Genomic DNA, 22,859 nt, shown 5'->3' on the forward strand with positions numbered 1-22,859 from the left:
ATTAACGCCGTATTTTCGGTGTTACAGGCTATCTAGCATGGTTTGCGCATCGCTAACGTCGAAACGACCTGGGTCTTCAACGTTTAGCTTTTTCACTTCGCCATCTTCCACAAGCATTGAATAACGTAACGAACGCAAGCCGCCAAAATTGCCCGTGCTCATGTCTAAGCCAATTTGCTTGGTAAAGAAACCATTGCCGTCTGCCAGCATTATGATCTCTTCAGCATTGCTTGCTTTGCCCCATGCATCCATAACAAATGCATCGTTCACGCTTAAGCAAATAATACTATCAATACCTTTGGCTTTAAGCTTATCAGCAAGCGCTACATAGCCCGGTAAGTGGGCTTGAGAACAGGTCGGTGTAAATGCACCGGGTACCGCAAACAATACAACGCGTTTATCCGAAAACAGTTCGTTCGTTCCTGGGTTGGTTATTTCGCCGTTTTCTAAAAGGCTAAAATCTACTTCAGGCAAAGTGCCCCCAACTTGTATCATGCTACTCTCCTAGATTTTTTTGACACAAATACACATCAAATCTGTGTTTTTTGCTTTCAATAGCCATTGATGCTTTTATTCCTGCCAGCACGTCTGCACTGTTTGGGCGTTTCACCACTACCCGGTGCGTGGCTAGCTCTAGTGCTGGCGGTAACAGCGCATCTGCGTCTGGGTCATGACCAAGCAGTTGCTGAAACAGCCGCATTTCCTTTTTCACCAAGGCTGACTTCTTTTTGTGTGGGAACATGGGGTCTAAGTAAATAGCGTTCACATTCTCACCAGTGAAGTATTGCATTACCTCAGCACTATTTCCATGTTGAAGCGACATTTTAGCTGCAAGTTCCGGAAAACTAAGCGCTAATCTGCGAATACCATCTTCAAGCAAGGAGGCAACCACAGGCGATCGCTCTATCATTGTGACCTTGCAGCCAACGCTTACCAAAACAAAGGCATCACGACCTAGCCCAGGCGTTGCATCCACTACGTGCCATGCTTCATTGCCTTTAAGACCAATGGCCTTAACAATGGGCTCTTTGCGCCCACCGCCGTGCTGCTTGCGATACAAACTAGCCGGCGAAGCAAAATCAACCTCTACCGGATTCACTTTTTTCTCACCTGCGTCGGCAAGTCCAAGCACGCCGTTTTGTACCTGCAAATACAAGCCTTCGCTAGGCTTTTCACTACTGCTAATTACAGGAAAACCCCACTTTTCGCTGATTGCACTAATTAATGCAGCGTCATCGCTATTGGCGTCATCACAAATAATTAAAGGCACATGATTAAGCATGACCGTACTGCTCCTTATGCCCTATCCATCTATTAATGATGGCTTGAGCGTGAGAGGGGTATTTGTCCCAAAGGGTATAGGCAATTTCCTGAACCTTAGGGATAAGAGCGGCGTCGCGTACTAGGTCTGCTATTTTAAGCTCGGCCATCCCCGTTTGCTTAGTACCCATAAATTCACCCGGGCCACGAATTTCCAAATCGCGCTGGGCAATATAAAACCCGTCGTTAGATTCGCGCAATACGCCAAGGCGCTGAGTCGCGGTTTTCGATAGTGGGCTCTGGTACATAAGTACACACTGACTTTCTACCGCACCACGCCCTACTCGGCCTCTAAGCTGGTGAAGCTGCGCTAAACCCAATCGTTCAGGGTTTTCAATGATCATGATGCTGGCATTAGGTACGTCTACACCAACTTCAATAACGGTAGTCGCTACCAGTAAATCCAACTTTCCTTCTTTAAAGTCGGCCATAACCTGCGCTTTTTCAGCAGGCTTTAAACGCCCGTGTACCAAACCAACGTGTAAGTCTGGCAGCGCAGTACGAAGGGTAACCGCAGCGTCTTCAGCGGCCTGACATTCCAACACTTCCGACTCATCAATTAGCGTACACACCCAATAGGCTTGGCGGCCGTTTTCTTTACAAGCCTGACGTACTCGCTCTATCACATCGGCGCGGCGTGTATCGGGTAGTACCACAGTTTGCACCGGTGTTCTGCCCGGTGGTAACTCATCAATAACCGAGGTGTCTAAATCGGCATAAGCTGTCATGGCCAACGTTCTTGGAATAGGCGTCGCCGTCATAATTAGCTGATGAGGGTAGCGACCTTGCTGCTCGCCTTTATCGCGCAGAGCCAAACGTTGATGTACACCAAAGCGGTGTTGTTCATCTACAATAACCAGCGCTAACTGCTGGTAGTTCACGCTCTCTTGAAAGATGGCGTGAGTACCCACCAGCATTTGAATATCGCCTGCTTCTAAGCGCGCTAATACTTCGTTGCGGGCTTTGCCTTTCAGCTTGCCGGCAAGCCAACCTACTTCAATACCTAAAGGTTCTAGCCAGCCACGAAAGTTATTGGCATGCTGTTCTGCCAACAGCTCAGTAGGTGCCATTAACGCTACTTGGTGCCCCGCACCAATGGCTGATAGCGCGGCCAGTGCCGCAACTAAGGTTTTGCCCGACCCTACATCGCCTTGTACAAGGCGCATCATAGGCCGCGCATGCCGCATATCTTTTTGAATATCTTCCACTACCCGAGCCTGTGCACCAGTTGGTGAGAATGGCAGTTGAGCGAGCATTTTATCGATAAGCGGCTGATTCACCTTAATAGGAATACCAGGCTGCGCGTCAGATAGCTTGCGTACTTTCAACACACTTAGGTGGTGTGACAATAACTCTTCCAGAATTAACCGATACTGAGCAGGGTGCAGCCCCTCTTCCATTTCGTGTACGTCTACATCGGGTGGTGGGCGATGCACCAAATGAAGCGCCTCATTAAGGCTAATTTGGTCATCGTAAATACCGTCGGGCAGTAAGTCGGCCAGCGCGCCTTTATCTAGTAGTTTTAAGGCCTGATCAGTTAAATTGCGAAGGGTTAACTGCTTAACACCGTCTGTGGTGGGGTAAACTGGCGTTAGTGATTCTTCAGTGGGGGGCGCGTCTTTGTCCACTAATTTAAATTCGGGGTGCATCATTTCAATGCCCCACTTGCCAGTACGCACTTCTCCGAAACACCGCACCGTGTTTCCTGGCGTCATAATAGACCGCTGCACTGCACCAAAGTGGAAAAAGCGTAAGGTTATGGTACCCGTACCGTCGCTAAGCTTAACCACCAGCATGCGCTTTTTTCCGTACTGAATGTCGGCGCTCATTACCTCGCCCTGCACGCTTACATGGGTAAACGGGCGGCACTCTGCCACGCTATAAATACGGGTTCTGTCTTCGTAGCGGTGAGGAAGATGAAACAGAATATCTTGAAGGGTAAACAAACCTATTTTGTTAAGCTTTTCTGCCACCTTTGCGCCTACGCCTTTAAGCGCAGTAATGGGGGTAGTGGCCAGTGCTTGCATCAAGCGATATCCTTCTTTTGGAACATTAACTATTTAACCTTTGAATTGGCACAAGCTGGTGTTATTCAACGTGTTATAGGAAAAGAAGTGTAAAGGATTGTTGAGGGGTTGGCGAGTACGCTTTAGGCCAGTTTTTTACGCTGGCCCTATACAAGTAAGAGCAAAACTAAAAGTGCAACCAATAGGTTAGGCCCTAGTCGGCCTCTAGCGCGTTTGCTTCTGCTTTTGTGATCTGCATTTCTTTCCACCAGCTATCGTCGGCATCCACTTCACCAATGGCGTTAATAGCAGGCAAAGGCAAACCTTTGCGTTGGCAAAGTTTATACAAACGCGGGTACCCATTTTGAAAGGCTAATGCTTGGCACTCTTCTTCTGGTAACTGCTGGGTATTATACATACCTGCAATAGTACGTTGGCGCTGGGCTTCGTAAAGTACTAACGCTGCGGCTACCGATACGTTCAACGACTGCACCATGCCCATCATAGGAATAACAATGTCATGGTCGGCCATCGCTTTTGCTTCATCCGTAGCGCCATATTTCTCTTGCCCGAATAAAATAGCGGTAGGCTTGGTATAGTCGATATCACGAAAGTCTATAGCGGTATCAGATAAATGGGTAACTAATACCTGCATACCCTGCCCTTTAAGTTCCGCCATCGCATCGTTGATATTGTCGTGATTAGTTTGACGCACCCATTGCTGACTGCCCATGGCCGAACCACGGCGAAACTGATACTTTTTTTCCCACACAGTGTGAACGCGATGAATACCCACTGCATCACAAGTTCTCACTACTGCAGATACGTTATGCGGCTTGTGTACATTTTCAAGGCAAACCGTAAGATCGGTTTGCCTTCTTTCCAGCACTTGTCTTATGCGCTGGTAACGCTCAGGTGACATGGCTTACTCCGGCAGTTCCATTACACCATCAATTTCAATTTGTGCACCTTTAGGCAATGCAGACACCTGAACGGCTGCGCGCGCTGGGTAAGGTTTGGTAAAGTAACGGCTCATGATCTCATTAACCGTTGCAAAGTGACCTAGGTCGATAAGGAAGATGTTCACCTTCACTAAGTCATTTGTAGTGCCGCCCGCAGCGTCACACACCGCTTTAATGTTCTCAAAAACTTGTACAGCTTGCGCTTCAAAGTCGTCAGAAACCATTTCCATAGTTTCAGCAACAAGAGGAATTTGACCTGAAAGATAAACGGTAGTACCTGCTTTAACCGCTTGGCTGTAAGTACCAATAGCAGCAGGTGCCTTATCGGTCTGAATAATAGACTTAGACATAGTAGTTCCTAAATAGTGTAGTAATTAGTGTCGTGATTGACTATGACGAGACACTCTTTGAACTTCCGGCATGGTACGTATTTTCTTCATTACGCGAGCCAAGTGCACACGGTTGTGCGTGGTAAGTTCAAGGTCAATAAAGTAGATATTACTCTCTTTCTCTTCAGTTTGCAGACCAATGATATTGGAATCGCACCCTGAAATGGTGTTCGTTAAAGTTGCCAGTGTGCCCTGATGGTTAAACAACTCTATACGCAGTGACGCTTTAAATTCGCCTTGCGGGTTGTCGTCCCACTGCATGGGCAGCACGCGCTGAGGTTCTTCTCGCGTAAGCTTGCGAATATTGTTACACCCAATTTGGTGAATAGTCATACCGCGACCGGGGCTTAAAACCGCTACAATTTCATCGTCTGGAATAGGATGGCAACAACGAGAATAGTGAACAAGCAGGCCTTCTGTGCCGCGAATAGCCACATTACCTTTCTTGTCTGATAAGTCTGTTGTGCTTTCACCCAATAAACGGCGCGCTACAATTGCGCTTAGCTCGTTACCAAGCCCGATATCTACTAGCAAATCGTCAAAATTAGCATGCTTAGTTTCGGCCACCACACGTTCGATATCTTCGTTTGGAATATCGTCTAGTTTAACGCTGCCTAACGCATGACGAAGTAGACGGTTACCCATGTTCACCGCTTCTTGAGAATGCTGTTTACGCAGATACTGGCGAATACGGGTACGCGCACGAGCGCTCACCACAAAGTTTAGCCAGTTCGCATTTGGCTTCGCTTTCGGCGAGGTAATAATTTCCACGGTTTGACCGTTTTCAAGCGGCTTACTTAAGCTGAAGTTTCTGCGCTCTACGCGCACACCTACACAGGTATTACCTACATCAGAGTGTACGGCGTAGGCAAAGTCGACAGCGGTCGCACCAGTCGGTAATTCAATAATTCGCCCGTCTGGAGTAAATACGTAAATTTCATCAGGGAACAGATCGGTTTTTACCGATTCGATGAATTCAAAGGATGAGCTGGCCGACTGCTGAAGCTCAAGCAGGCTTTGCATCCACTTGCGCGCTCGAAGCTGTGCAGTGGTGCCATTATCGCCAGGTTCTTTGTAAAGCCAGTGCGCCGCTACCCCTTTATCTGCCATTTGGTCCATTTCCTGGGTTCGAATTTGAATTTCCACAGGAATGCCGTGCGGGCCAATTAATGACGTATGCAACGACTGATAGCCGTTGGTTCGAGGGATAGCGATATAATCTTTAAAACGGTTTTCAATAGGCTTGTACAGCCCATGCATAGCACCAAGGGCGCGATAACAGTTATCTACCGATTGAACAACGATGCGAAACGCATAAATATCCATTACCTCATTGAACATCAGTTCTTTGTTTTTCATTTTGCGGTAAATGGAATACAAGTGTTTTTCGCGACCCAGTACATTCGACTCAATTTGATAGGCGTCTAAACGAGTGTTCAGCTCTTCGCGAATGTTTTCGATAATCTCTTTACGATTACCGCGGGCCTGGCGCACAGCAGACTTTAGTGCGCGATGGCGCATTGGATACATGGCCTGAAAGCCTAAATCTTCAAGCTCATTTTTAATATCGTGAATACCCAAGCGGTGGGCAATTGGCGCATAGATTTCTAGCGTTTCTAGCGCAATGCGGCGGCGCTTGTCCGGTCGTAATGACCCGAGTGTGCGCATGTTGTGCGTGCGATCAGCAAGCTTGATAAGAATAACCCTGATGTCTTGCACCATGGCCATCATCATTTTACGGAAGTTCTCCGCCTGCGCTTCCTGTTTAGTGCTAAACGCGAGTTTATCTAGCTTACTTACCCCTTCTACCAGTTCAGCAACGGTATCGCCAAAAGCTTCGGCTAAGTCTTCTTTGCTGTAATGGGTATCTTCAATAACGTCGTGAAGGAGTGCTGCCATGATCGTTTCGTGATCAAGGTGCATGTCAGCCAAAATACCGGCGACGGCAACTGGGTGAGTAATGTACGGATCGCCGCTTGAACGCATTTGTCCGTCATGCGCTTCTTGCGCAAGCACAAAAGATTCTTGTACCAACTGAACGCGGTCGGCTGGTAAGTACTCTAAAACTTTCTGCTTTAAACCTTCAAACAAATACACAGTGAAGCGTGACCCTTATCTAACGTTACAACCCTAAGAATACGTTTAATTGTGCAAGAAGCCAATACGCCAAAAGTAAAGCGCCAGTGCTTTTTTCAAAGCACTGGCGCTAAAATACCGATAAAACCGTTAAAAAGAGGTTTTATTGATCAGATAGGATGTTTGCTACTGATGTAAATTCAGCATGTTCTTGCTGCTCTTGAGCTTGAAGTTCTGCTTGTTCAAGCGTAGCAGCCGTTACCAAACCTTCTTCAATTTCACGAAGTGCTGTAACAGTTGGCTTATCGTTTTGAACGTCAACCATAGGATCTTTGCCTTCAGTGGCAATTTGACGTGCACGGCGTGCAGCAACAAGCACTAGGTCAAAGCGGTTACCAATTTTATCTACGGCATCTTCTACAGTTACGCGAGCCATGTATTTCTCCGAAAATTAGGTTGAGCAAGTTATTCAAAAAACGGCCGCGTAGTATACACAGATACGTGGCGCGATCCTAGCGTTTTGTTTGAATTTGAAGCAGTCAGATCATGCAATTTATGCAGCGATCGTTCGATGCTAAAACAAAACACGTATTGTTAAGTTAAGCTTACGCGCTACCGAGCAGTTCGTCCAATAGCACTTGATGGCGCATTTGTTGTTTTCCCGTGCGAAGTCGCTGTGCTGTAACGATGGCTTCCAAATCGTTTAACGCAGTCGCAAAGTCGTCGTTGATAATTACACTATCAAATTCATTAAAATGAGACATTTCAGCTACAGCTTGCGCCATACGCCCTGCAATGACTTCTTCACTGTCTTGACCGCGATTATTTAAACGCTGCTCTAGCACGTCGAGTGAAGGCGGAAGAATGAAAATACCGCATGTGTCTGGCATAAGCTTTTTGACTTGGCGCGCGCCCTGCCAATCGATATCTAAAAATACGTCAATACCACGGTGCAAAGTTTGTTCAATCGTCACGCGGGATGTGCCGTAATAATTGCCAAATACTTCTGCGTATTCAAAAAACACACCCTGTTCAATCAGCGCTTCAAACTGCTCTCGACTCACAAAATGGTAGTGCACACCGTCGACTTCACCCGGACGAGGTTGACGTGTTGTATGAGATACAGACACCTGCATTGGCGTAGCTGTATTGCTTTCATACTTTTCCATTAGCGCCTTTATAAGGCTTGATTTTCCTGCTCCAGAAGGAGCTGCAAGAATGAATAAGTTGCCGAGTAGTGAAGCCATAGGGTATTAAAATTCTTTCAAAATGTGGTGATTTCAAGTGGCAATGATAGCATATTAAGCGGTTGTGCCGTACCTTTCATTGCATAGTGAAAACTTGGTTCACTCTCATCAAGCTTATGCCGATGGGTTACCACAGCAAAAATTAATGGGGTCAGAGTACTTTTTCTGGCCCTAAATGTACTCTGACCCCAAAACTAGGAAATAAAGCATGACTCAGCAACTTCTGCCGTGCGTAGAGATAAACCCATCCACTACGCCTGATGCCTGCGTTATCTGGCTTCACGGTCTTGGCGATTCAGGCCATGGTTTTGCGCCTATTGTGCCCGAGCTAAAACTGCCCGAATCAATGGCGGTTAAATTTCTCTTTCCTCACGCTCCAGAACGCCCTGTGACTATCAATGGCGGCATGAGAATGCGCGCTTGGTACGATATCAAATCGTTAGATTTTGAAAGCCGTGCGGACTTAGAGGGTGTAAAAGAGTCGGCTGCTCAGGTAGAAGCGCTTATCGAAGCACAAATTGAAAGTGGCATTCCTAGCGAACGTATTGTACTTGCAGGATTTTCTCAAGGCGGTGTTATTGCTCTGCACTTAGCACCTAGATATGCCAATAAATTTGCAGGTGTTATCGCTCTATCTACTTATATGTGCGAGCCATCACTTCTTGGAAGCGAAGCAAAAGACACAAACCGCGAAACGCCAATTATGATGGCACATGGTGAGCAAGACGAAGTGGTGCCGGTATTTATGGGCAATGCTGCGTTCAAAACGCTGAGCGAAAGTGGCTTTAATGCCACGTGGCAGACTTACACCATGCAGCACAATGTTTGTATGCAAGAGCTTAACGACATAAGTGCGTGGCTTCAAAAAGTTCTAGGGTAATGCCTTAAGAGCCTGTTGGCCCTTGCTGCAAATTACGTTCATATAATAAAGATCAACAGCCTCTGGTATTTAAACAAAAGAAAAAGCTGGTGCAGCAACAAAAGCCAGCTTTCTTCTTAGCGTGAGTGGGTACACGTCTGTCGATTAAAAAGTCGCGCCTTCCGTCTCTTCTTTATTTCACGTTTATTCCAAAACTATTCGACGACTCTGTTGCGCCCCGCATTTTTAGCTTTGTAAAGGTTGTCATCGGCCTGCTTCAAACAAGCGTGCAAGTTTGTATCAGTAAGCGCTGTGGCTACACCAAAGCTTGCGGTTATCGAGTGATTAACATCACCTTCTACAAACGGGTTAGCTTCAACCACCTTCCTCATTTTTTCTGCTAATTTTACCGCTTGGCTCAACGTCGCATGAGGGAATAAGACCAAAAACTCTTCACCACCGGTTCTTGCCACCACGTCAGTAGTTCTTACTGCTTCTTTCATTAGGCGAGTGATATGTATAAGCACTTCGTCACCAATATCGTGGCCATAGGTATCGTTGATTGTTTTGAAATGGTCAATATCTACCACCACCGCACTTAAAGGGAAATGAGCACCGGGATCTTGCATTGCGCGTTCAAAAAAAACAGCCTCAAGGAATCGCCGGTTAGGAAGTTTTGTAAGCGGATCGGTATTAGCCTGACGCATGCGCTCTAAATTTTCACGCAGCATTTCTTTTCTGCTTTGATGCCAGAAATTTTCACCTATAAAGGCGACGCAAATAAAACAGAACGTAGCGATTAAGAAGCGGGAAACATGCTCTGCTGGGTACTCAGCCACTATTTTTTCTTGATTGTAGAGCATAAAAATAGCGATACCCATGGTTACTGCTACGTAAACCATGGCGGGCTTGAAACGCACAACAACTATCTGAATAAAAAGCAGGGGAAAAATAAAATAAAGCCCAGTGTTATTGAGCCCGCCGGTATAAACCAAGCCGTTTATGGTAAATGCTACCACTAAGCCTGCTAAATAATAGAAGACATCGACGCGAGGGAACATATGGGATAACGCCACATTGGCGTACACAAAAGCAGCTGACCCCGCCAGCGTTCCAACGAGCAATGGGTTGTTTGTGCCCATGTTGATCCACGCCATAAACGCCATAATGGTGCCACCAACATAAGATATGAAATATAGCGTTAAGCGCCTTCGTTTTGCTTCCGCTTCATCTTGCTGAGCACTTCTAAGTAATTGACGCAACGACGAACTGTCCATAAAAAGACTTATCTCCGCATTTAAAACTAATTGACCATTATTCCTTTCAGCATAGACTGAATGTCTAATAATAACCAAGGAGAAAACTGCGCCTAATTTCAAACATTAATACAGAAAATGCGTATACTACGGGGTATATCGTATGACGTTTTGTGATACATCGTTTTAGTTTCTTTTAATATAGTTTGGAATAGCCATGAGTCACCTCAACACTACCCGCACCGTTCGAATTGCTACTAGAAAAAGTGCTTTAGCGCTTTGGCAAGCAGAGTATGTGAAGGCAAAATTGTTGGAGCATTATCCGTCAATGACCGTTGAGCTTGTGCCTATGAGCACGCAGGGCGACAAAATTTTAGATACACCTCTGGCGAAAATTGGTGGTAAAGGACTTTTCATAAAAGAGCTTGAAATTGCCATGCTTGAAGGCCGTGCCGATATTGCCGTGCACTCTATGAAAGACGTACCGGTTGAATTTCCTGAAGGTTTTGGCCTTCACGCTATTTGTGAGCGAGAAAACCCGTTCGACGCTTTTGTTTCAAATAACCACGACAGTTTAGATGCCCTACCCCAGGGCGCAGTAGTAGGTACGTCTAGCCTTCGCAGACAGTGCCAAATTCGCAAGTATCGCCCTGACCTTATCATCAAGGACCTGCGCGGAAACGTGAATACTCGTCTAGCCAAGCTAGACGCAGATGAGTACGACGCCATTATCTTAGCTTCTGCTGGCCTTATTCGCCTTGAAATGGAATCTCGTATTCGCATGCCGTTACCCGCTGATATTTCACTACCCGCCGTTGGACAAGGTGCCGTAGGTATTGAGTGCCGTAACGACGATGAAGAGCTAATTAAGTTGCTACAGGCGCTGAACCATACGGACACCAATACACGCGTTACTGCGGAACGCGCCATGAACGAGAGATTGGAAGGCGGCTGCCAAGTACCTATTGGTAGCTTTGCCACGCTTGATGGCGATGTGCTGACACTAACCGGCATGGTTGGTAAGCCAGATGGTTCAGAACTGCTCTTTGCTTCTGCTACAGCGTCGCGAGAAAAAGCCGCAGATATTGGTGTTGAAGTAGCGGAATCCCTTCTTGAGCAAGGTGCCGGTGAAATCTTAAAGGCGCTTTATAACTAAGTTATAGTTTGTCGAATGCGTGCAGGTTTACGCAGTAAAATAAAAGGATGAAAATTCGATAGTATGTTGCTGTTTACACGCCCACTGCCAAAGTTAAAAGCAAGTGCTTCTGCCTTTGAAAAAGCCGGAATTGACGCGGTAGGCGTTGCCACGTCTAACATCATTGATATTTCGTCTGAAAGAAAAGCTGCTGCAGAATTTTTAGCGTCAAATGCAGTAAACGCAATTGTTGTTACCAGCGTATATGCTGTAGACACCGTTATTGAAGGCTTACGCGAAACGGCTAACGAATTACCATTGATCATAGCTGTGGGCGATGCCACTGCACGAAAATTACAAGCGGGACTTCAGGCGTTTTCATCGGCGCAGGTTGCTATTCCCGAAGCCCATACATCCGAAGGTATACTGGCAATGCACCAACTTAATGAGGCAAACTGTCAGCATGTCGTTATCATTAAGGGTGAAGGTGGGCGCGACGCCATAGCCACTGGATTAGACGAAAAAGGTATTTTAGTGAATAGCTTTTGCGTTTATAAGAGAGAGCAACTTACAAGCCCAATTTACACAAAACGGTGGAAAATGGGCGAAGTTAGCGGCATTATCGCTACAAGCGAAGCAATGGCACTGCAACTAATTGCGCAATTTGGCCAAGCACTTAAATCTATTAAATGGTTAACAGTGAGCGACCGAATTGCCAAAACCCTTACTAGCCAAGGCATTAAAGAGGTAGCGGTTTGTCAGCGAGCCACCGATCAGGCACTCATCGCCTGGGTAAAGGATAACTGGGAGTATTGAATGGCCAACAACAATGAAAGTAGCCCACAAAAAGAGGAACTCGTGAAAGTGGAAGCTAAAAAAGACGTTATCGAATCTTCTGCCACGCACAGTGAATCAACACCATCGGGTGCTGCTAAAAAGAAATCGTCGGGAAATGGTCTACTGTGGTTTGTTGTAATCATCCTTTTCCTTATTGTGCTTGGTATGGCTGGCGCAGGTTACTGGTATTACATGCAGCAACAGTCGGCAAGCAAGGACTCTGAATCTGCACTTCAAACGACGACCTCTCAGCTAAACACTATTGAGCGTGAGCGCGCTGGTCTTGTTGCCTCTATCGACAAAGTAGCTCGCACCAACCAGACGTTAGAAAGCACGGTAGCCGAGTTAAAAGCGCAAAACGAAAAGCTGACGCTGCAAGCTGAATCGACTCTTGAACAACTAAATAATATGGAAGGTCGCCGCCCGGCAGACTGGCTCATTGCTGAAGCTGATTACTTAGTTCGCATGGCAGGCAGAAAGCTTTGGTTAGAAAACGACGTACGCACAGCAATTTTGCTGCTAGTTAACGCAGATAAACGCTTAAAGTCATTGGCCGACCCATCGGTACTTCCGGTTCGCGCAAACCTTGCAGAAGATATTCAAACCTTACAACAGCTCAACCCTGTATCACAAAGTTCCATCGCTCTCGCGCTTACGGGTATGATTGCTCAAATTGACAAATTGCCACTTGATACCTTCGAAAAACCAGAAGACGCCAATGCAGAAGACACAACCTTATCGGAGTCTGCTGACGACTGGCAAGAGAACCTTGCAAAGGTGTGGCGTTCACTGGTGAACGATTTTCTTACTATAAAAACTATTGAGGGCCCGGTTGAACCGGTGCTTTCACTAGAAGCCCAGTTCCTAGCAAAAGAGCAGCTTCGTCTGCAGCTTATGCACGCGCAAACCGCCGCGCTTCAGGGCGATGCAGGGCTTTACAACCAGTCGCTTCAATACGCTCAAACGTTAATTATTGAAAAGTTCGACACCGAAAAAAGCCAGGTAACGGGTTTTGTAGATGCACTACAAAACCTCATTGCTACCGATGTATCGCGCCCAATACCTACAGAGCTAGCGTCACAAAAACCGCTAGAGCGTTTATTGGATAGCCGCGTTAAGCAGGTGTTCGGACAAGGAGCAAGTGCACTATGAAATGGTTAGCTATTGCCCTTGCGGTATTAGCCGCATTCGTTGTTGCACTAATTGTTGGCCCAATGTTGTTAGGCGATAAGGGCTACGTACTAATATCACTGGGTAACACCGCTGTTGAAATGACGGTGATTAGCTTTTGTATTTTAGTGATAGGTGCCGTCATTGCCTGGTACGTACTATCTCGACTGGTATTGTGGGCGTTAAGCCTGATCACAGGTTCACATAAATGGTTCGGCACCTTAGGTGAGCGCAAACGTAAGCGTGCGTTTTACGACGGCTTACACGCAATGGCTGCAGGTGATTTTGATACGGCTCAAAAGGCGCTAAGCAAAACCACCAACGGCGATTTCGAAGGCGTTAACTATTTGGCGTCAGCGCAAATTGCTTTTGCCAATAACGATTTAGCCAAAGCCCGTTATTTCCTTGTTCAGGCAACTGACTTTCCAAAAGCGAAAGTAGCCGCAACGGTCATGCACGCGCGTATTGATATGGCTGAAGAAAAATACGATGCGGCATTAGAGAAACTTAACGAGCTTGACGAGCAAGAGCGTGAAAACAAGCAAGTTGTGCAGTTAAAAGCGCAAATTCTTGCCAAGCTAGGTAAATGGCAAGTACTTCAAGAGAATTTGTCAGGCTGGCGTAAAGCATTGCCCAAAGCAGACTACACTACATGGAGCCAGCGCATCGCCAAGGGTAAGTTTGCCGAAATTGCCAGCAAACAAGGCGCTGTCGAGCTTAAATCGTATTGGGAAACCCTACCTCGTAAGCTTCGTCACGACGATGCTTACCGCGCGGCCTACATTCAACAGTTGCTTGACCAAGGTATGCATGCCGACGCACAGAATTTGCTAGTTGAATGGCAAAAACGTGGCCCGAATAGCGCCCTGTTTCCGCTGTTCACGCAGCTTAATATTCCTGATGCATCGCCATCACTACGACTGCTTGAAAGCTGGATAAAGCAAGACGAAGAAAACGTGTCGCTATACTCCACGCTAGGCCAAGTTGCATTCAATTCCGGCGATGATGTGTTGGCGGAAAAAGCCCTGCTTAAAGCCACTAAAATGAAGTCGCGCAAAGAAGACTTATTGCTGCTGTCTGCAATTAGCGAACGCAAGCACGACACAGCCACTGCACTTCAGCTTTACAAGGAAGGTCAGCAGCTAGCAAGCTAGATGAATATTCATTTAGCTTTCTGGTAGTACTTGTATTACCCGTAAAATTGAAGATATAGTAAAAAGGAATTCTCAATTCGGGTTGTTTCAACCACAACCCGAATTGACTTAAACAACTTGTCGGAGTGCTTCACTGTTAATCCAGTAAGCTGAGACCGCGAAAGTGGGATCCGTAGAACCTGATCAGGCTAATACCTGCGAAGGGAACAAGAAAATACAATGTGCACAATGTTAAATCGTGATTTAGCGTTGTGAAGCGAAGTTGTTTTGCTGTTGATGATACAAACACACCCATTACGGTGCTGCTCGTCACTCAAGGTAAACTGTTTAAGTTTATCGCCAAGTCATCATCAACGGTGTAAAGGGCTGCAATCACCAGAACCTTTACCAACAATCTCGCTAAAGTAACGGGATTATCCCCTTCTACACTTACACTTTGTATTCTCCTTCACTCCTGACAAGCATTTTTAGAACCTAAATTTACAAGGTAAAATGCTATGTCGAACAGACGCGAACAGCGCCAACAAGCACAACAAGCACAACAATTCATTAATGAACTTGCGGGCGAAGCTTACCCAAATTCAACACGCCACTACGAGTGTGGCAGCCGTGACGATATTCGTGTGGCCATGCGCCTTATTCACCAACACGACAGTTTAGTGGGTGGAACAGAAGACAACCCTATTTTAGAACCAAATCCGCCAATTCCTGTTTACGACACTTCAGGCCCCTACGGCGACCCACAAGAAAACATAGATGTGCACAAAGGCCTAGCTCCGCTTCGCCAAAAGTGGATTGAAGAGCGTAGCGATACCCTTGAATTAGAGGGCGTTTCGTCAAGCTTTGCAAAAGAGCGTGAAAACGACATATTTACCGAAGACTTCCGCTTTATTCGCAGCCGCAAACCACTAAAAGCAAAAGCAGGCAAAAACGTTACCCAGCTTCACTACGCAAGGCAGGGCATCATTACCCCTGAAATGGAATACATTGCCATTCGCGAGAATATGGGGCGCCAAGCCATTAAAGATGCCGAACTGACGCAGCAGCACAAAGGCGAACACTTTGGTGCGAATTTACCCGATACCATCACGCCTGAATTTGTACGCCAGGAAGTGGCCGCAGGCCGCGCCATTATTCCATGCAACATCAATCACCCCGAGTTAGAACCAATGATTATAGGGCGTAACTTTCTAGTAAAGATTAACGCAAACATTGGTAATTCAGCAGTAACCTCGTCTATTGAAGAAGAGGTAGAAAAGCTGGTGTGGTCAACGCGCTGGGGCGCCGATACCATCATGGATTTATCTACCGGCAGAAACATTCACGAAACCCGAGAGTGGCTGCTGCGAAACAGTCCAGTTCCTCTTGGCACCGTCCCCATTTATCAAGCGCTAGAAAAAGTAAACGGTGTAGCCGAAGATCTAACGTGGGACATGTTTAAAGACACCCTAATTGAGCAAGCCGAACAAGGCGTAGACTACTTCACCATTCACGCTGGCGTGCTGCTTGAGTACGTACACCTTACCGCAAAGCGGGTAACCGGCATTGTATCGCGCGGCGGTTCGATAATGGCAAAGTGGTGCTTAAGCCACCACCAACAAAGCTTTCTGTATGAGCACTTTCACGATATTTGCGAAATTTGCGCTAAGTACGATGTTGCGCTGTCGCTAGGTGATGGCCTGCGCCCTGGTAGCGTAGCTGACGCTAACGACGACGCGCAATTCTCTGAATTACGTACCCTTGGAGAGCTGACGAAAATTGCATGGGAGTACGATGTTCAGGTAATGATTGAAGGCCCGGGACATGTGCCAATGCATATGATTAAAGCGAACATGGAAGAGCAGCTTAAGCACTGCCACGAAGCACCGTTTTATACCCTTGGCCCCCTCACCACCGATATCGCTCCTGGCTATGATCACTTCACTTCAGGTATAGGTGCCGCCATGATTGGTTGGTATGGCTGCGCAATGCTGTGCTATGTAACACCTAAAGAGCATTTAGGCCTACCTAACAAAGAAGACGTTAAACAGGGGCTGATCACCTACAAAATTGCAGCCCACGCTGCCGACTTGGCAAAAGGCCACCCAGGTGCACAAATTCGCGACAACGCCATGTCGAAAGCTCGCTTTGAATTCAGATGGGAAGACCAGTTCAATTTAGCTCTCGACCCTCATACCGCGCGCGCTTATCACGATGAAACCTTGCCGCAGGCGTCTGGCAAAGTTGCGCATTTCTGCTCTATGTGCGGCCCTAAATTTTGCAGTATGAAAATTTCTCAGGAAGTGCGCGATGTGGCTAAACAAGCAGAGCAGCAAAAGTTTGAGAAAGAAAAAGGTATGAAAGAGATGGCCCAGGCATTCAACCAGTCTGGCGCAGAGCTTTATCACACTGCAGATAGCAAGGTAGAGCTACCATGATGGCGAAAGCGTCCATAAGCCCTGCATCCAACAACCTCACCACTGCACTTCCTGTGGTGTGGTGTGTGGGAGGTGTTGACTGTAGCGGTGGTGCGGGCGTTACCCGCGACGCCATTACATTGGCCGATCTGAACATCCATGCTTGTGTGCTCACTACACAGCTTACCGTGCAGTCCAACTCAATCATGCTTAGTAAGGAAAGCATGTGCGCGTCGGCATTGAATCAACAGTGGCAGGTGCTGTTTGAAGATACCCCACCACGCGCTATTAAAATTGGCGCTATTGCTAATGATGAGCAAGCGCTGTTGTTGTGTGCACGTATTCAAAAAACATCTAACCCTCGCCCCTTCGTTGTATGGGACCCTGTGCTGTCTACCTCGTCAGGTGGCGTGCTGAGTGAGTTAAGCGAAAGCGTAGTTGACGAACTGTTGAATACGGTAGATATCGTTACGCCAAATATCGATGAGCTTGCGTGGCTCACCCATTTGCCTGTTGTCGATGAAGCGAGCTTGCTAACTGCAATCAATCGGCTAAGGGGTAAAGGCGCAAAGAGCGTTTACGTTAAGGGCGGTCACGCCCACTGGCAAAAAAACGTGAGCGATATTTTTGTTTGCGCCTCTCACACTCTTCGTTTTAGCCAGCCGAAATACGCTAACGGCAACCTTCGCGGCACAGGCTGCATGTTAGCCAGCGCATTAGCGGCATTCATTGTGCACGACTACTGCATTGAAGACGCACTTACTCTTGCTAATGCTTACGTCAGCGAAGTTCGCAACCATACACTACCAAAGCAATGCGCAGCGGCTAACGCAAACGCCATAAGTAACGAATTAACCGCCTACTTTGCACGAACCAACGGCTTTCCCGCAAAACCAGAGAGCTTTCCGCTGGTGACCTTTCAGCAACGTGGCGCCACTGCTAATGAAAAAGAGCGGGATAAGGATACCCTTCTTGAAGCCTCGTCTTGTAAAGAAGCTCATTTTCCTGCACTTACTCATACTCATTTAGGCATCTACCCTGTAGTGGATAGTGTGCAATGGATAGCCCGCCTCTGGCCAACGGGCGTAAAAATCATGCAGCTGCGGGTTAAGCAAGGCTCCCAAGAAGACATTCGTCAGCAAATAAAAGAGGCAATAGAATTGGTGAAACACACCGACTGCCAATTATTCATTAATGACTATTGGGAGCTGGCCATAGAACTCGGGGCTTACGGTGTGCACTTGGGGCAAGAGGATATCGACACCGCAGACCTAAACGCCATCCGCAGTGCGGGTTTACGGCTTGGAATATCGACGCACGGCTTCGCTGAAATTCAACGTGTTCGCGCTTTAAACCCGACTTACATTGCCCTTGGTCATATCTTCCCCACCAATACCAAAGACATGCCTTCGAAGCCCCAAGGTGTAGCACGTTTAGAAAAGTATGTGCAGCTTTGCGATGGCATTCCCACCGTTGCTATTGGTGGTATTAACTTATCGCGCATAGGCGATGTAGCTAAAACCGGCGTTAACGGCATTGCTGTGGTAAGTGCAATCACTCAGGCAGCACACCCGCTAAAAGCCTACCAAGCATTGGTTCAGGAGGCTGGGTTTGCTTAGTCATTCAGCTACTCATTCACTTAGTCACTCAGTGGGCCAGCAGTTAGCGCATCAGGATATACGTCGCTACAGCAGACAACTTTTACTCGATTGCATCGATCACGACGGACAGCTTAATTTGGCGAGTGCACACGCTGTTATCGTTGGCTTAGGTGGATTGGGCAGCTTAACCGCGCGCTATTTAGCAGGCGCAGGCGTGGGCAACATTACACTTATAGATGGTGACACCGTCGACATTAGTAATTTGCAGCGCCAGATAAGCTACAACGAAATGCACCTAGGCGAGCTTAAAGCCAAGTCGCTTTACAATGAGTTGCGTAAAGTGAACTCGCATTTAAACATACAGTTTAAAAGCTTATTTGCTGATAGTAACAACTTACCAACCTTGATTGCATCAGCCACCTGCGTACTGGATTGTACCGACAACCTGACGGTACGAAGACAGATAAACCTGGCGTCATTTCGCGCCTCTATTCCGCTTTTTATTGCCGCAGCCAGTGGGCTTACCTGGCAAGCGCTGAACTTGCCTCAAAACTCAGCCACCTGCGGTTGCTACGAGTGTTTAGTGAATAATGTTGCCGTACGCGAAGATTGCGTTAGCAAAGGTGTACTGGGCCCCGTAGTAGGCATGGCAGCATGCCACCAAGCTACCCAAGCCTTGTTATTTCTGGCAAGAGGCTTCGATGCCGATATTAAATGGGGCCACTACGTAAACGCCCATGCAGGCCAAGGCACGCTGCAAAGTTTCAAGCTTTCCCCCTCTTCTTCTTGTGAGGTATGCCAATGACCCAAATTAACATTAACGTGAACAATCAACCAATGAGCGTGATTTCTCCTATATCACTTAGTGAATTAATTGCCCTTAAACAATTGAAAGACGAAGGCACTGCCGTTGCCAAGAATGCCGCCATTATCAGCAAGCAAGAATGGCCGACGACGTATTTAAGTAACAACGATACCGTGGATATATTTACCCTAGTGGCAGGAGGCTAAAATGCTAACACTCGCAAATCACACCTTCCCTTCCCGCCTGTTAACTGGCACTGGCAAATTTAGTAACCCAGACACCATGAAAAGCGCGGTACAGGCAGCCAAGAGCAGCATGGTGACCTTGGCAATGAAGCGTGTCGCCAGCCATAGCTCACAAGATGAAACGCTTTCGGCATTAAAAGCATTGGGCGTTACGCTTTTGCCGAATACGTCGGGAGCTAAGAACGCTAAAGAAGCCATATTCGCCGCTGAACTTGCTTATGAAGCATTAGGTAGCCCTTGGGTGAAGCTGGAAATTCATCCAGACCAACGCTACTTGTTGCCCGACCCCATCGAAACCCTGCTTGCCGCAGAGGCACTGGTTAAAAAAGGGTTTCACGTTTTGCCTTACTGCGGAGCAGACCCCGTTTTATGTAAACGCTTAGAAGAGGTAGGCTGCGCTGCCGTTATGCCATTGGGCGCGCCTATTGGCAGTAATCAGGGTTTACAAACCAAACCCTTTTTGCAAATTATTGTTGAGCAAGCGTCGATACCCGTCATTGTAGATGCAGGCATTGGTAAGCCAAGCGAAGCTATGGCGGCCATGGAACTGGGAGTAGACGCGGTACTGGTAAATACGGCCATCGCCACGGCTAAGGACCCAGTTGCTATGGCAGCAGCTTTCGCAAGCGCCGTAGAAACGGGGCGAAAAGCCTTTGAAGCTGGACTTGGTGCTACCAGCAGTTTTGCCCAAGCCTCTAGCCCGCTTACCGCCTTTTTGGAGCCGGCGGTATGAAGGTAGCGCAGGCATTAATGCAGCAAGACTTGTCGCATGTGGCTATGTCGATAAACAGCAAAACAGCAGGCGACGTAGAACGAGCGCTAGGTAAAGATACACTTTCTTTAGACGACTTCATGGCACTGATCTCTCCCGCTGGCGCTAAGTACTTAGAAGCCATGGCCTATCGCGCTAAAGCAATGACTCGCCATCGCTTTGGCAATACCATGCAGCTGTTTGTGCCTTTGTATTTGTCAAACTTGTGTGCCAACGAATGTACCTATTGCGGCTTTACCATGAGCAACAAAATAAAGCGCAAAACCCTGTCTATAAGCGAAGTATTGACCGAAATTGAAGCCATCAAAGATTTAGGCTTTTCACAGGTATTGCTGGTTACTGGCGAACATGAAACCAAAGTGGGGATGGAATATTTTGAGCAAACACTAAGCGCCATTCGCGAAAAGGTGAGCTACCTTATGATGGAGGTACAACCTTTAAAGCGTGAGCAATATGAAACCTTGAAGCACCTGGGCTTAGACGCAGTGTTAGTGTATCAAGAAACCTACTCACCGCAGCACTACACTAATTACCACACTCGAGGTAAAAAACAGGACTTTTTATGGCGCTTAGAAGCCTCCGATCGCATAGGAAAAGCCGGCATTGATAAAATAGGCATTGGCGCACTACTGGGTTTAGGCGACTGGCGGGTTGATAGCGCCATGACCGCCCTTCACGGCAAGTTAATACAGCAACACTACTGGCAAAGCCGTGTATCCATTGCTTTTCCGCGCCTTCGTAGCTGTGAAGGTAACAGCACCGGGGGCAATGCCCACACCAACAGTAAACTCCCTAACGAGCGAGATCTGCTGCAGCTAATATGCGCCCACCGCATTTTTAACCCGCAAGCAGAACTCTCGCTGTCTACCCGAGAGTCGGCGGTATTTCGGGATGGCGTAATGCCGCTTGGCATAACGTCTATGAGTGCAGCCTCGCAAACACAGCCTGGCGGTTACAGCGCCCCATCGAAAGCGTTAAATCAATTCGATATTGACGACAACCGATCTGTATCAGATGTCGTGAGCGCACTTTCAATGAAAGGATTGGAGCCCGTATGGAAAGACTGGATGCCGTTTACAGAACGTGTTTAAGCGCAAAAATACCTGTATTTTTCGTTTGGAGACTCGCGCTAAAAGAGCGCACTTTTAATGGATTAATCGATTAGTTTTTGTAAGGGAAAATAAGAGAAAATTTGTTTTGCTTTCGTGCAAAACCCTCCGTACAATCCGCCCAAATTTTAGCCAGACACTTTACCTATGCGTCTGGCTTTTTTGTCTCATTTATCTCATATTAGATTTATCAAAACTAAAGGGCAGTGCGTTGGATACCGTTGAATTTATTCAAATTCGTAGATTTATAGTGAAGCTAGGCAAAATGCTGCACAAGTACGGTACCCCTGCGTTCCGTCTTGAAGCTTACCTAGGTGAAGTCGCTAAGTATTTAGGCGTACACGCTTCATTTATTTCAACGCCAACTTCACTGACTTTTGTTATCTGGAGTGACCGTCACGAAGACGAATATAACCACGCTGCGCGTTTGCTTCCTGGTGAACTAGACATGAACGCGTTGTCGCTCACCGATGAATTGGCCAGTGAACTGCTGTCGGGCAAATTAACCTTAAGTGAAGCTGACAAGCGCTTAAATGAAATAGATGCCATGGGCAGCCCTTATGGTAAATGGGTTACAGGCGTTGCCTTTGCTATGGCCACCGGCGCGTTTGCTATGCTAATGGGTGCGAGCTGGAGTGAAATTGGCTGGTCGGGTGCCTTGGGTATTGTGGCTTATCTTTGGACCTTATGGGCACAGCAGTCTAAACGCGTAAACTTGATGCTAGAGCCTGTCACCGCGTTCGTTGGCGGCATTCTTGCCTGTGCTATTGGTCAATACGTTGACCCGGGCATTAACATTCCGCTGGTTGTGCTTTCATCGGTGATTGTATTTGTACCCGGACTAGCGCTGACAATGGGCCTTGCCGAGCTTTCATCGCGAAATATGGTGTCGGGCACGGCTCGTACTATGGACGCCATCATGCAGCTGTTTAAGCTATATTTCGGTGCTTTTTTGGGTGTGTCAGTGGGCTTTAGTGCGTTTGGTGAAAACGTGTATACCCCTGCAGAGTCGCTGCCTTACTGGGCTACTTGGCTAGCGGTATTCTTGCTGTGTATTGCCCTAGTTGCGATATTCAGAACGCGTATTAAACACATTCCATGGGCATTGGCAGCAGCATTTATTGCCTACAGTGCTACCGCATGGAGCTCTGACTACATGAGCCCTGGGCTAGGTGCATTCGTGGGTGCATTTGCGTTAGGCATTTTTGCTAATGCGTTCACCCGCATTGCTAACCAACCCGCGACCATTGTGGCTATGCACGGACTTATAGTGCTGGTGCCGGGGTCTAAGACCTATATTGGCTTGAACTCGTTTATGACGGGCCAAGACTTTGTGAAGGCAGACCATTTGGGACAGGAAGTATTTCTTATTTTTATGTCGCTAGTGGCGGGATTAATCTTTGCTAACGTGGTGGTGCCCACCAAAAAGGCACTATAACGTTAATACAATAACCTAAGGGTTTCACGCTAGAGCTCGGCTGGTGCCACTAGGCTGCGCAAAATCACTACCGCAGCCTAAC

21 protein-coding genes and 1 riboswitch are annotated in these 22,859 nt (G+C 47.3%); of the genes, 12 read left to right on the forward strand and 9 right to left on the reverse strand.

Going from position 1 to position 22,859, the window contains the following annotated elements; genetic code table 11:
- Positions 1-21: 21 nt before the first annotated feature.
- From ACFI6J_RS05840 to gmk, 8 genes are all read right to left on the reverse strand, one after another.
- A complete protein-coding gene (locus ACFI6J_RS05840; protein WP_014947810.1) occupies positions 22-495 on the reverse strand; it encodes a peroxiredoxin in 474 nt (157 codons plus the stop codon).
- Position 496: 1 nt separating this feature from the next.
- Positions 497-1,282 (reverse strand): class I SAM-dependent methyltransferase, encoded by a 786-nt coding sequence (locus ACFI6J_RS05845; RefSeq protein WP_348670380.1) that lies wholly within the window; start codon positions 1,280-1,282, stop codon positions 497-499.
- On the reverse strand, positions 1,275-3,347 hold the full coding sequence (gene recG, locus ACFI6J_RS05850; RefSeq protein WP_348670386.1) for an ATP-dependent DNA helicase RecG: 2,073 nt from the start codon (positions 3,345-3,347) through the stop codon (positions 1,275-1,277). The genes ACFI6J_RS05845 and recG overlap by 8 nt, the downstream gene beginning before the upstream one ends.
- Before the next feature lie 193 nt (positions 3,348-3,540).
- Positions 3,541-4,248 (reverse strand): tRNA (guanosine(18)-2'-O)-methyltransferase TrmH, encoded by a 708-nt coding sequence (gene trmH / locus ACFI6J_RS05855; RefSeq protein ID WP_348670379.1) that lies wholly within the window; start codon positions 4,246-4,248, stop codon positions 3,541-3,543.
- 3 nt (positions 4,249-4,251) lie between these two features.
- Positions 4,252-4,638, reverse strand: a complete 387-nt coding sequence (locus ACFI6J_RS05860; RefSeq protein ID WP_014975316.1) for a RidA family protein — start codon at positions 4,636-4,638, stop codon at positions 4,252-4,254.
- A 24-nt stretch (positions 4,639-4,662) separates the two neighbouring features.
- A complete protein-coding gene (gene spoT, locus ACFI6J_RS05865; protein ID WP_061093918.1) occupies positions 4,663-6,774 on the reverse strand; it encodes a bifunctional GTP diphosphokinase/guanosine-3',5'-bis pyrophosphate 3'-pyrophosphohydrolase in 2,112 nt (703 codons plus the stop codon).
- Between the two features lie 142 nt (positions 6,775-6,916).
- Complete coding sequence (rpoZ, locus tag ACFI6J_RS05870; RefSeq protein WP_156085718.1) at positions 6,917-7,189, reverse strand: DNA-directed RNA polymerase subunit omega; 273 nt, start codon at positions 7,187-7,189, stop codon at positions 6,917-6,919.
- A 169-nt stretch (positions 7,190-7,358) separates the two neighbouring features.
- Positions 7,359-8,000: a guanylate kinase gene (gmk, locus tag ACFI6J_RS05875; protein WP_014947804.1), complete on the reverse strand. Its 642-nt coding sequence runs from the start codon at positions 7,998-8,000 to the stop codon at positions 7,359-7,361.
- A 208-nt stretch (positions 8,001-8,208) separates the two neighbouring features.
- On the opposite strand from gmk, the gene ACFI6J_RS05880 reads away from it, so the two are divergent.
- On the forward strand, positions 8,209-8,880 hold the full coding sequence (locus ACFI6J_RS05880) for an alpha/beta hydrolase (protein WP_014977932.1): 672 nt from the start codon (positions 8,209-8,211) through the stop codon (positions 8,878-8,880).
- A 194-nt stretch (positions 8,881-9,074) separates the two neighbouring features.
- On the opposite strand, the gene ACFI6J_RS05885 is transcribed toward ACFI6J_RS05880, so the two are convergent.
- A complete protein-coding gene (locus tag ACFI6J_RS05885; protein WP_049587575.1) occupies positions 9,075-10,136 on the reverse strand; it encodes a GGDEF domain-containing protein in 1,062 nt (353 codons plus the stop codon).
- A gap of 196 nt (positions 10,137-10,332) precedes the next feature.
- Between ACFI6J_RS05885 and hemC the strand changes: the two genes are divergently transcribed.
- The 11 genes from hemC to ACFI6J_RS05940 all read left to right on the forward strand — a co-directional run bounded on the left by hemC (position 10,333) and on the right by ACFI6J_RS05940 (position 22,777).
- A complete protein-coding gene (hemC, locus tag ACFI6J_RS05890; protein WP_156085717.1) occupies positions 10,333-11,271 on the forward strand; it encodes a hydroxymethylbilane synthase in 939 nt (312 codons plus the stop codon).
- A gap of 63 nt (positions 11,272-11,334) precedes the next feature.
- On the forward strand, positions 11,335-12,066 hold the full coding sequence (locus ACFI6J_RS05895) for a uroporphyrinogen-III synthase (RefSeq protein ID WP_014947800.1): 732 nt from the start codon (positions 11,335-11,337) through the stop codon (positions 12,064-12,066).
- A complete protein-coding gene (locus ACFI6J_RS05900; RefSeq protein ID WP_156085716.1) occupies positions 12,067-13,239 on the forward strand; it encodes a uroporphyrinogen-III C-methyltransferase in 1,173 nt (390 codons plus the stop codon).
- The gene (locus ACFI6J_RS05905) at positions 13,236-14,411 is read left to right on the forward strand and encodes a heme biosynthesis HemY N-terminal domain-containing protein (protein WP_039226928.1); all 1,176 of its coding nucleotides are present in this window, start codon (positions 13,236-13,238) and stop codon (positions 14,409-14,411) included. Before ACFI6J_RS05900 ends, ACFI6J_RS05905 begins: the two co-directional genes overlap by 4 nt.
- A gap of 111 nt (positions 14,412-14,522) precedes the next feature.
- Positions 14,523-14,634, forward strand: a riboswitch (TPP riboswitch).
- Between the two features lie 274 nt (positions 14,635-14,908).
- A complete protein-coding gene (gene thiC / locus ACFI6J_RS05910) occupies positions 14,909-16,828 on the forward strand; it encodes a phosphomethylpyrimidine synthase ThiC (protein WP_462585787.1) in 1,920 nt (639 codons plus the stop codon).
- A complete protein-coding gene (thiE, locus tag ACFI6J_RS05915; RefSeq protein ID WP_156085714.1) occupies positions 16,825-18,426 on the forward strand; it encodes a thiamine phosphate synthase in 1,602 nt (533 codons plus the stop codon). Before thiC ends, thiE begins: the two co-directional genes overlap by 4 nt.
- Positions 18,419-19,213 (forward strand): HesA/MoeB/ThiF family protein, encoded by a 795-nt coding sequence (locus tag ACFI6J_RS05920; RefSeq protein ID WP_156085713.1) that lies wholly within the window; start codon positions 18,419-18,421, stop codon positions 19,211-19,213. The genes thiE and ACFI6J_RS05920 overlap by 8 nt, the downstream gene beginning before the upstream one ends.
- Positions 19,210-19,419, forward strand: a complete 210-nt coding sequence (gene thiS / locus ACFI6J_RS05925; RefSeq protein ID WP_131137848.1) for a sulfur carrier protein ThiS — start codon at positions 19,210-19,212, stop codon at positions 19,417-19,419. Before ACFI6J_RS05920 ends, thiS begins: the two co-directional genes overlap by 4 nt.
- Position 19,420: 1 nt before the next feature.
- Positions 19,421-20,191: a thiazole synthase gene (locus ACFI6J_RS05930; RefSeq protein ID WP_061438943.1), complete on the forward strand. Its 771-nt coding sequence runs from the start codon at positions 19,421-19,423 to the stop codon at positions 20,189-20,191.
- Entirely contained in the window at positions 20,188-21,321 is a 1,134-nt protein-coding gene (thiH, locus tag ACFI6J_RS05935) for a 2-iminoacetate synthase ThiH (RefSeq protein ID WP_156085712.1), read from the forward strand. Before ACFI6J_RS05930 ends, thiH begins: the two co-directional genes overlap by 4 nt.
- 229 nt (positions 21,322-21,550) lie before the next feature.
- On the forward strand, positions 21,551-22,777 hold the full coding sequence (locus ACFI6J_RS05940; protein ID WP_014947791.1) for a threonine/serine exporter family protein: 1,227 nt from the start codon (positions 21,551-21,553) through the stop codon (positions 22,775-22,777).
- The last annotated feature ends 82 nt before the right edge of the window (positions 22,778-22,859 follow it).

This window comes from Alteromonas sp. G4i13 (assembly GCF_054960505.1).

Excerpts from the sequence above, each read along its gene's own strand:
- ACFI6J_RS05845 (WP_348670380.1), bottom strand. The coding sequence starts at position 1,282 with ATGCTTAATCATGTGCCTTTAATTATTTGTGATGACGCCAATAGCGAT.
- ACFI6J_RS05905 (WP_039226928.1), top strand. The coding sequence starts at position 13,236 with ATGAAATGGTTAGCTATTGCCCTTGCGGTATTAGCCGCATTCGTTGTT.
- ACFI6J_RS05930 (WP_061438943.1), top strand. The coding sequence starts at position 19,421 with ATGCTAACACTCGCAAATCACACCTTCCCTTCCCGCCTGTTAACTGGC.
- thiE (WP_156085714.1), top strand. The coding sequence starts at position 16,825 with ATGATGGCGAAAGCGTCCATAAGCCCTGCATCCAACAACCTCACCACT.
- thiS (WP_131137848.1), top strand. The coding sequence starts at position 19,210 with ATGACCCAAATTAACATTAACGTGAACAATCAACCAATGAGCGTGATT.
- thiH (WP_156085712.1), top strand. The coding sequence starts at position 20,188 with ATGAAGGTAGCGCAGGCATTAATGCAGCAAGACTTGTCGCATGTGGCT.
- trmH (WP_348670379.1), bottom strand. The coding sequence starts at position 4,248 with ATGTCACCTGAGCGTTACCAGCGCATAAGACAAGTGCTGGAAAGAAGG.
- recG (WP_348670386.1), bottom strand. The coding sequence starts at position 3,347 with ATGCAAGCACTGGCCACTACCCCCATTACTGCGCTTAAAGGCGTAGGC.
- thiC (WP_462585787.1), top strand. The coding sequence starts at position 14,909 with ATGTCGAACAGACGCGAACAGCGCCAACAAGCACAACAAGCACAACAA.
- ACFI6J_RS05840 (WP_014947810.1), bottom strand. The coding sequence starts at position 495 with ATGATACAAGTTGGGGGCACTTTGCCTGAAGTAGATTTTAGCCTTTTA.
- ACFI6J_RS05895 (WP_014947800.1), top strand. The coding sequence starts at position 11,335 with ATGTTGCTGTTTACACGCCCACTGCCAAAGTTAAAAGCAAGTGCTTCT.
- ACFI6J_RS05885 (WP_049587575.1), bottom strand. The coding sequence starts at position 10,136 with ATGGACAGTTCGTCGTTGCGTCAATTACTTAGAAGTGCTCAGCAAGAT.
- rpoZ (WP_156085718.1), bottom strand. The coding sequence starts at position 7,189 with ATGGCTCGCGTAACTGTAGAAGATGCCGTAGATAAAATTGGTAACCGC.
- ACFI6J_RS05880 (WP_014977932.1), top strand. The coding sequence starts at position 8,209 with ATGACTCAGCAACTTCTGCCGTGCGTAGAGATAAACCCATCCACTACG.
- ACFI6J_RS05860 (WP_014975316.1), bottom strand. The coding sequence starts at position 4,638 with ATGTCTAAGTCTATTATTCAGACCGATAAGGCACCTGCTGCTATTGGT.
- ACFI6J_RS05900 (WP_156085716.1), top strand. The coding sequence starts at position 12,067 with ATGGCCAACAACAATGAAAGTAGCCCACAAAAAGAGGAACTCGTGAAA.
- hemC (WP_156085717.1), top strand. The coding sequence starts at position 10,333 with ATGAGTCACCTCAACACTACCCGCACCGTTCGAATTGCTACTAGAAAA.
- gmk (WP_014947804.1), bottom strand. The coding sequence starts at position 8,000 with ATGGCTTCACTACTCGGCAACTTATTCATTCTTGCAGCTCCTTCTGGA.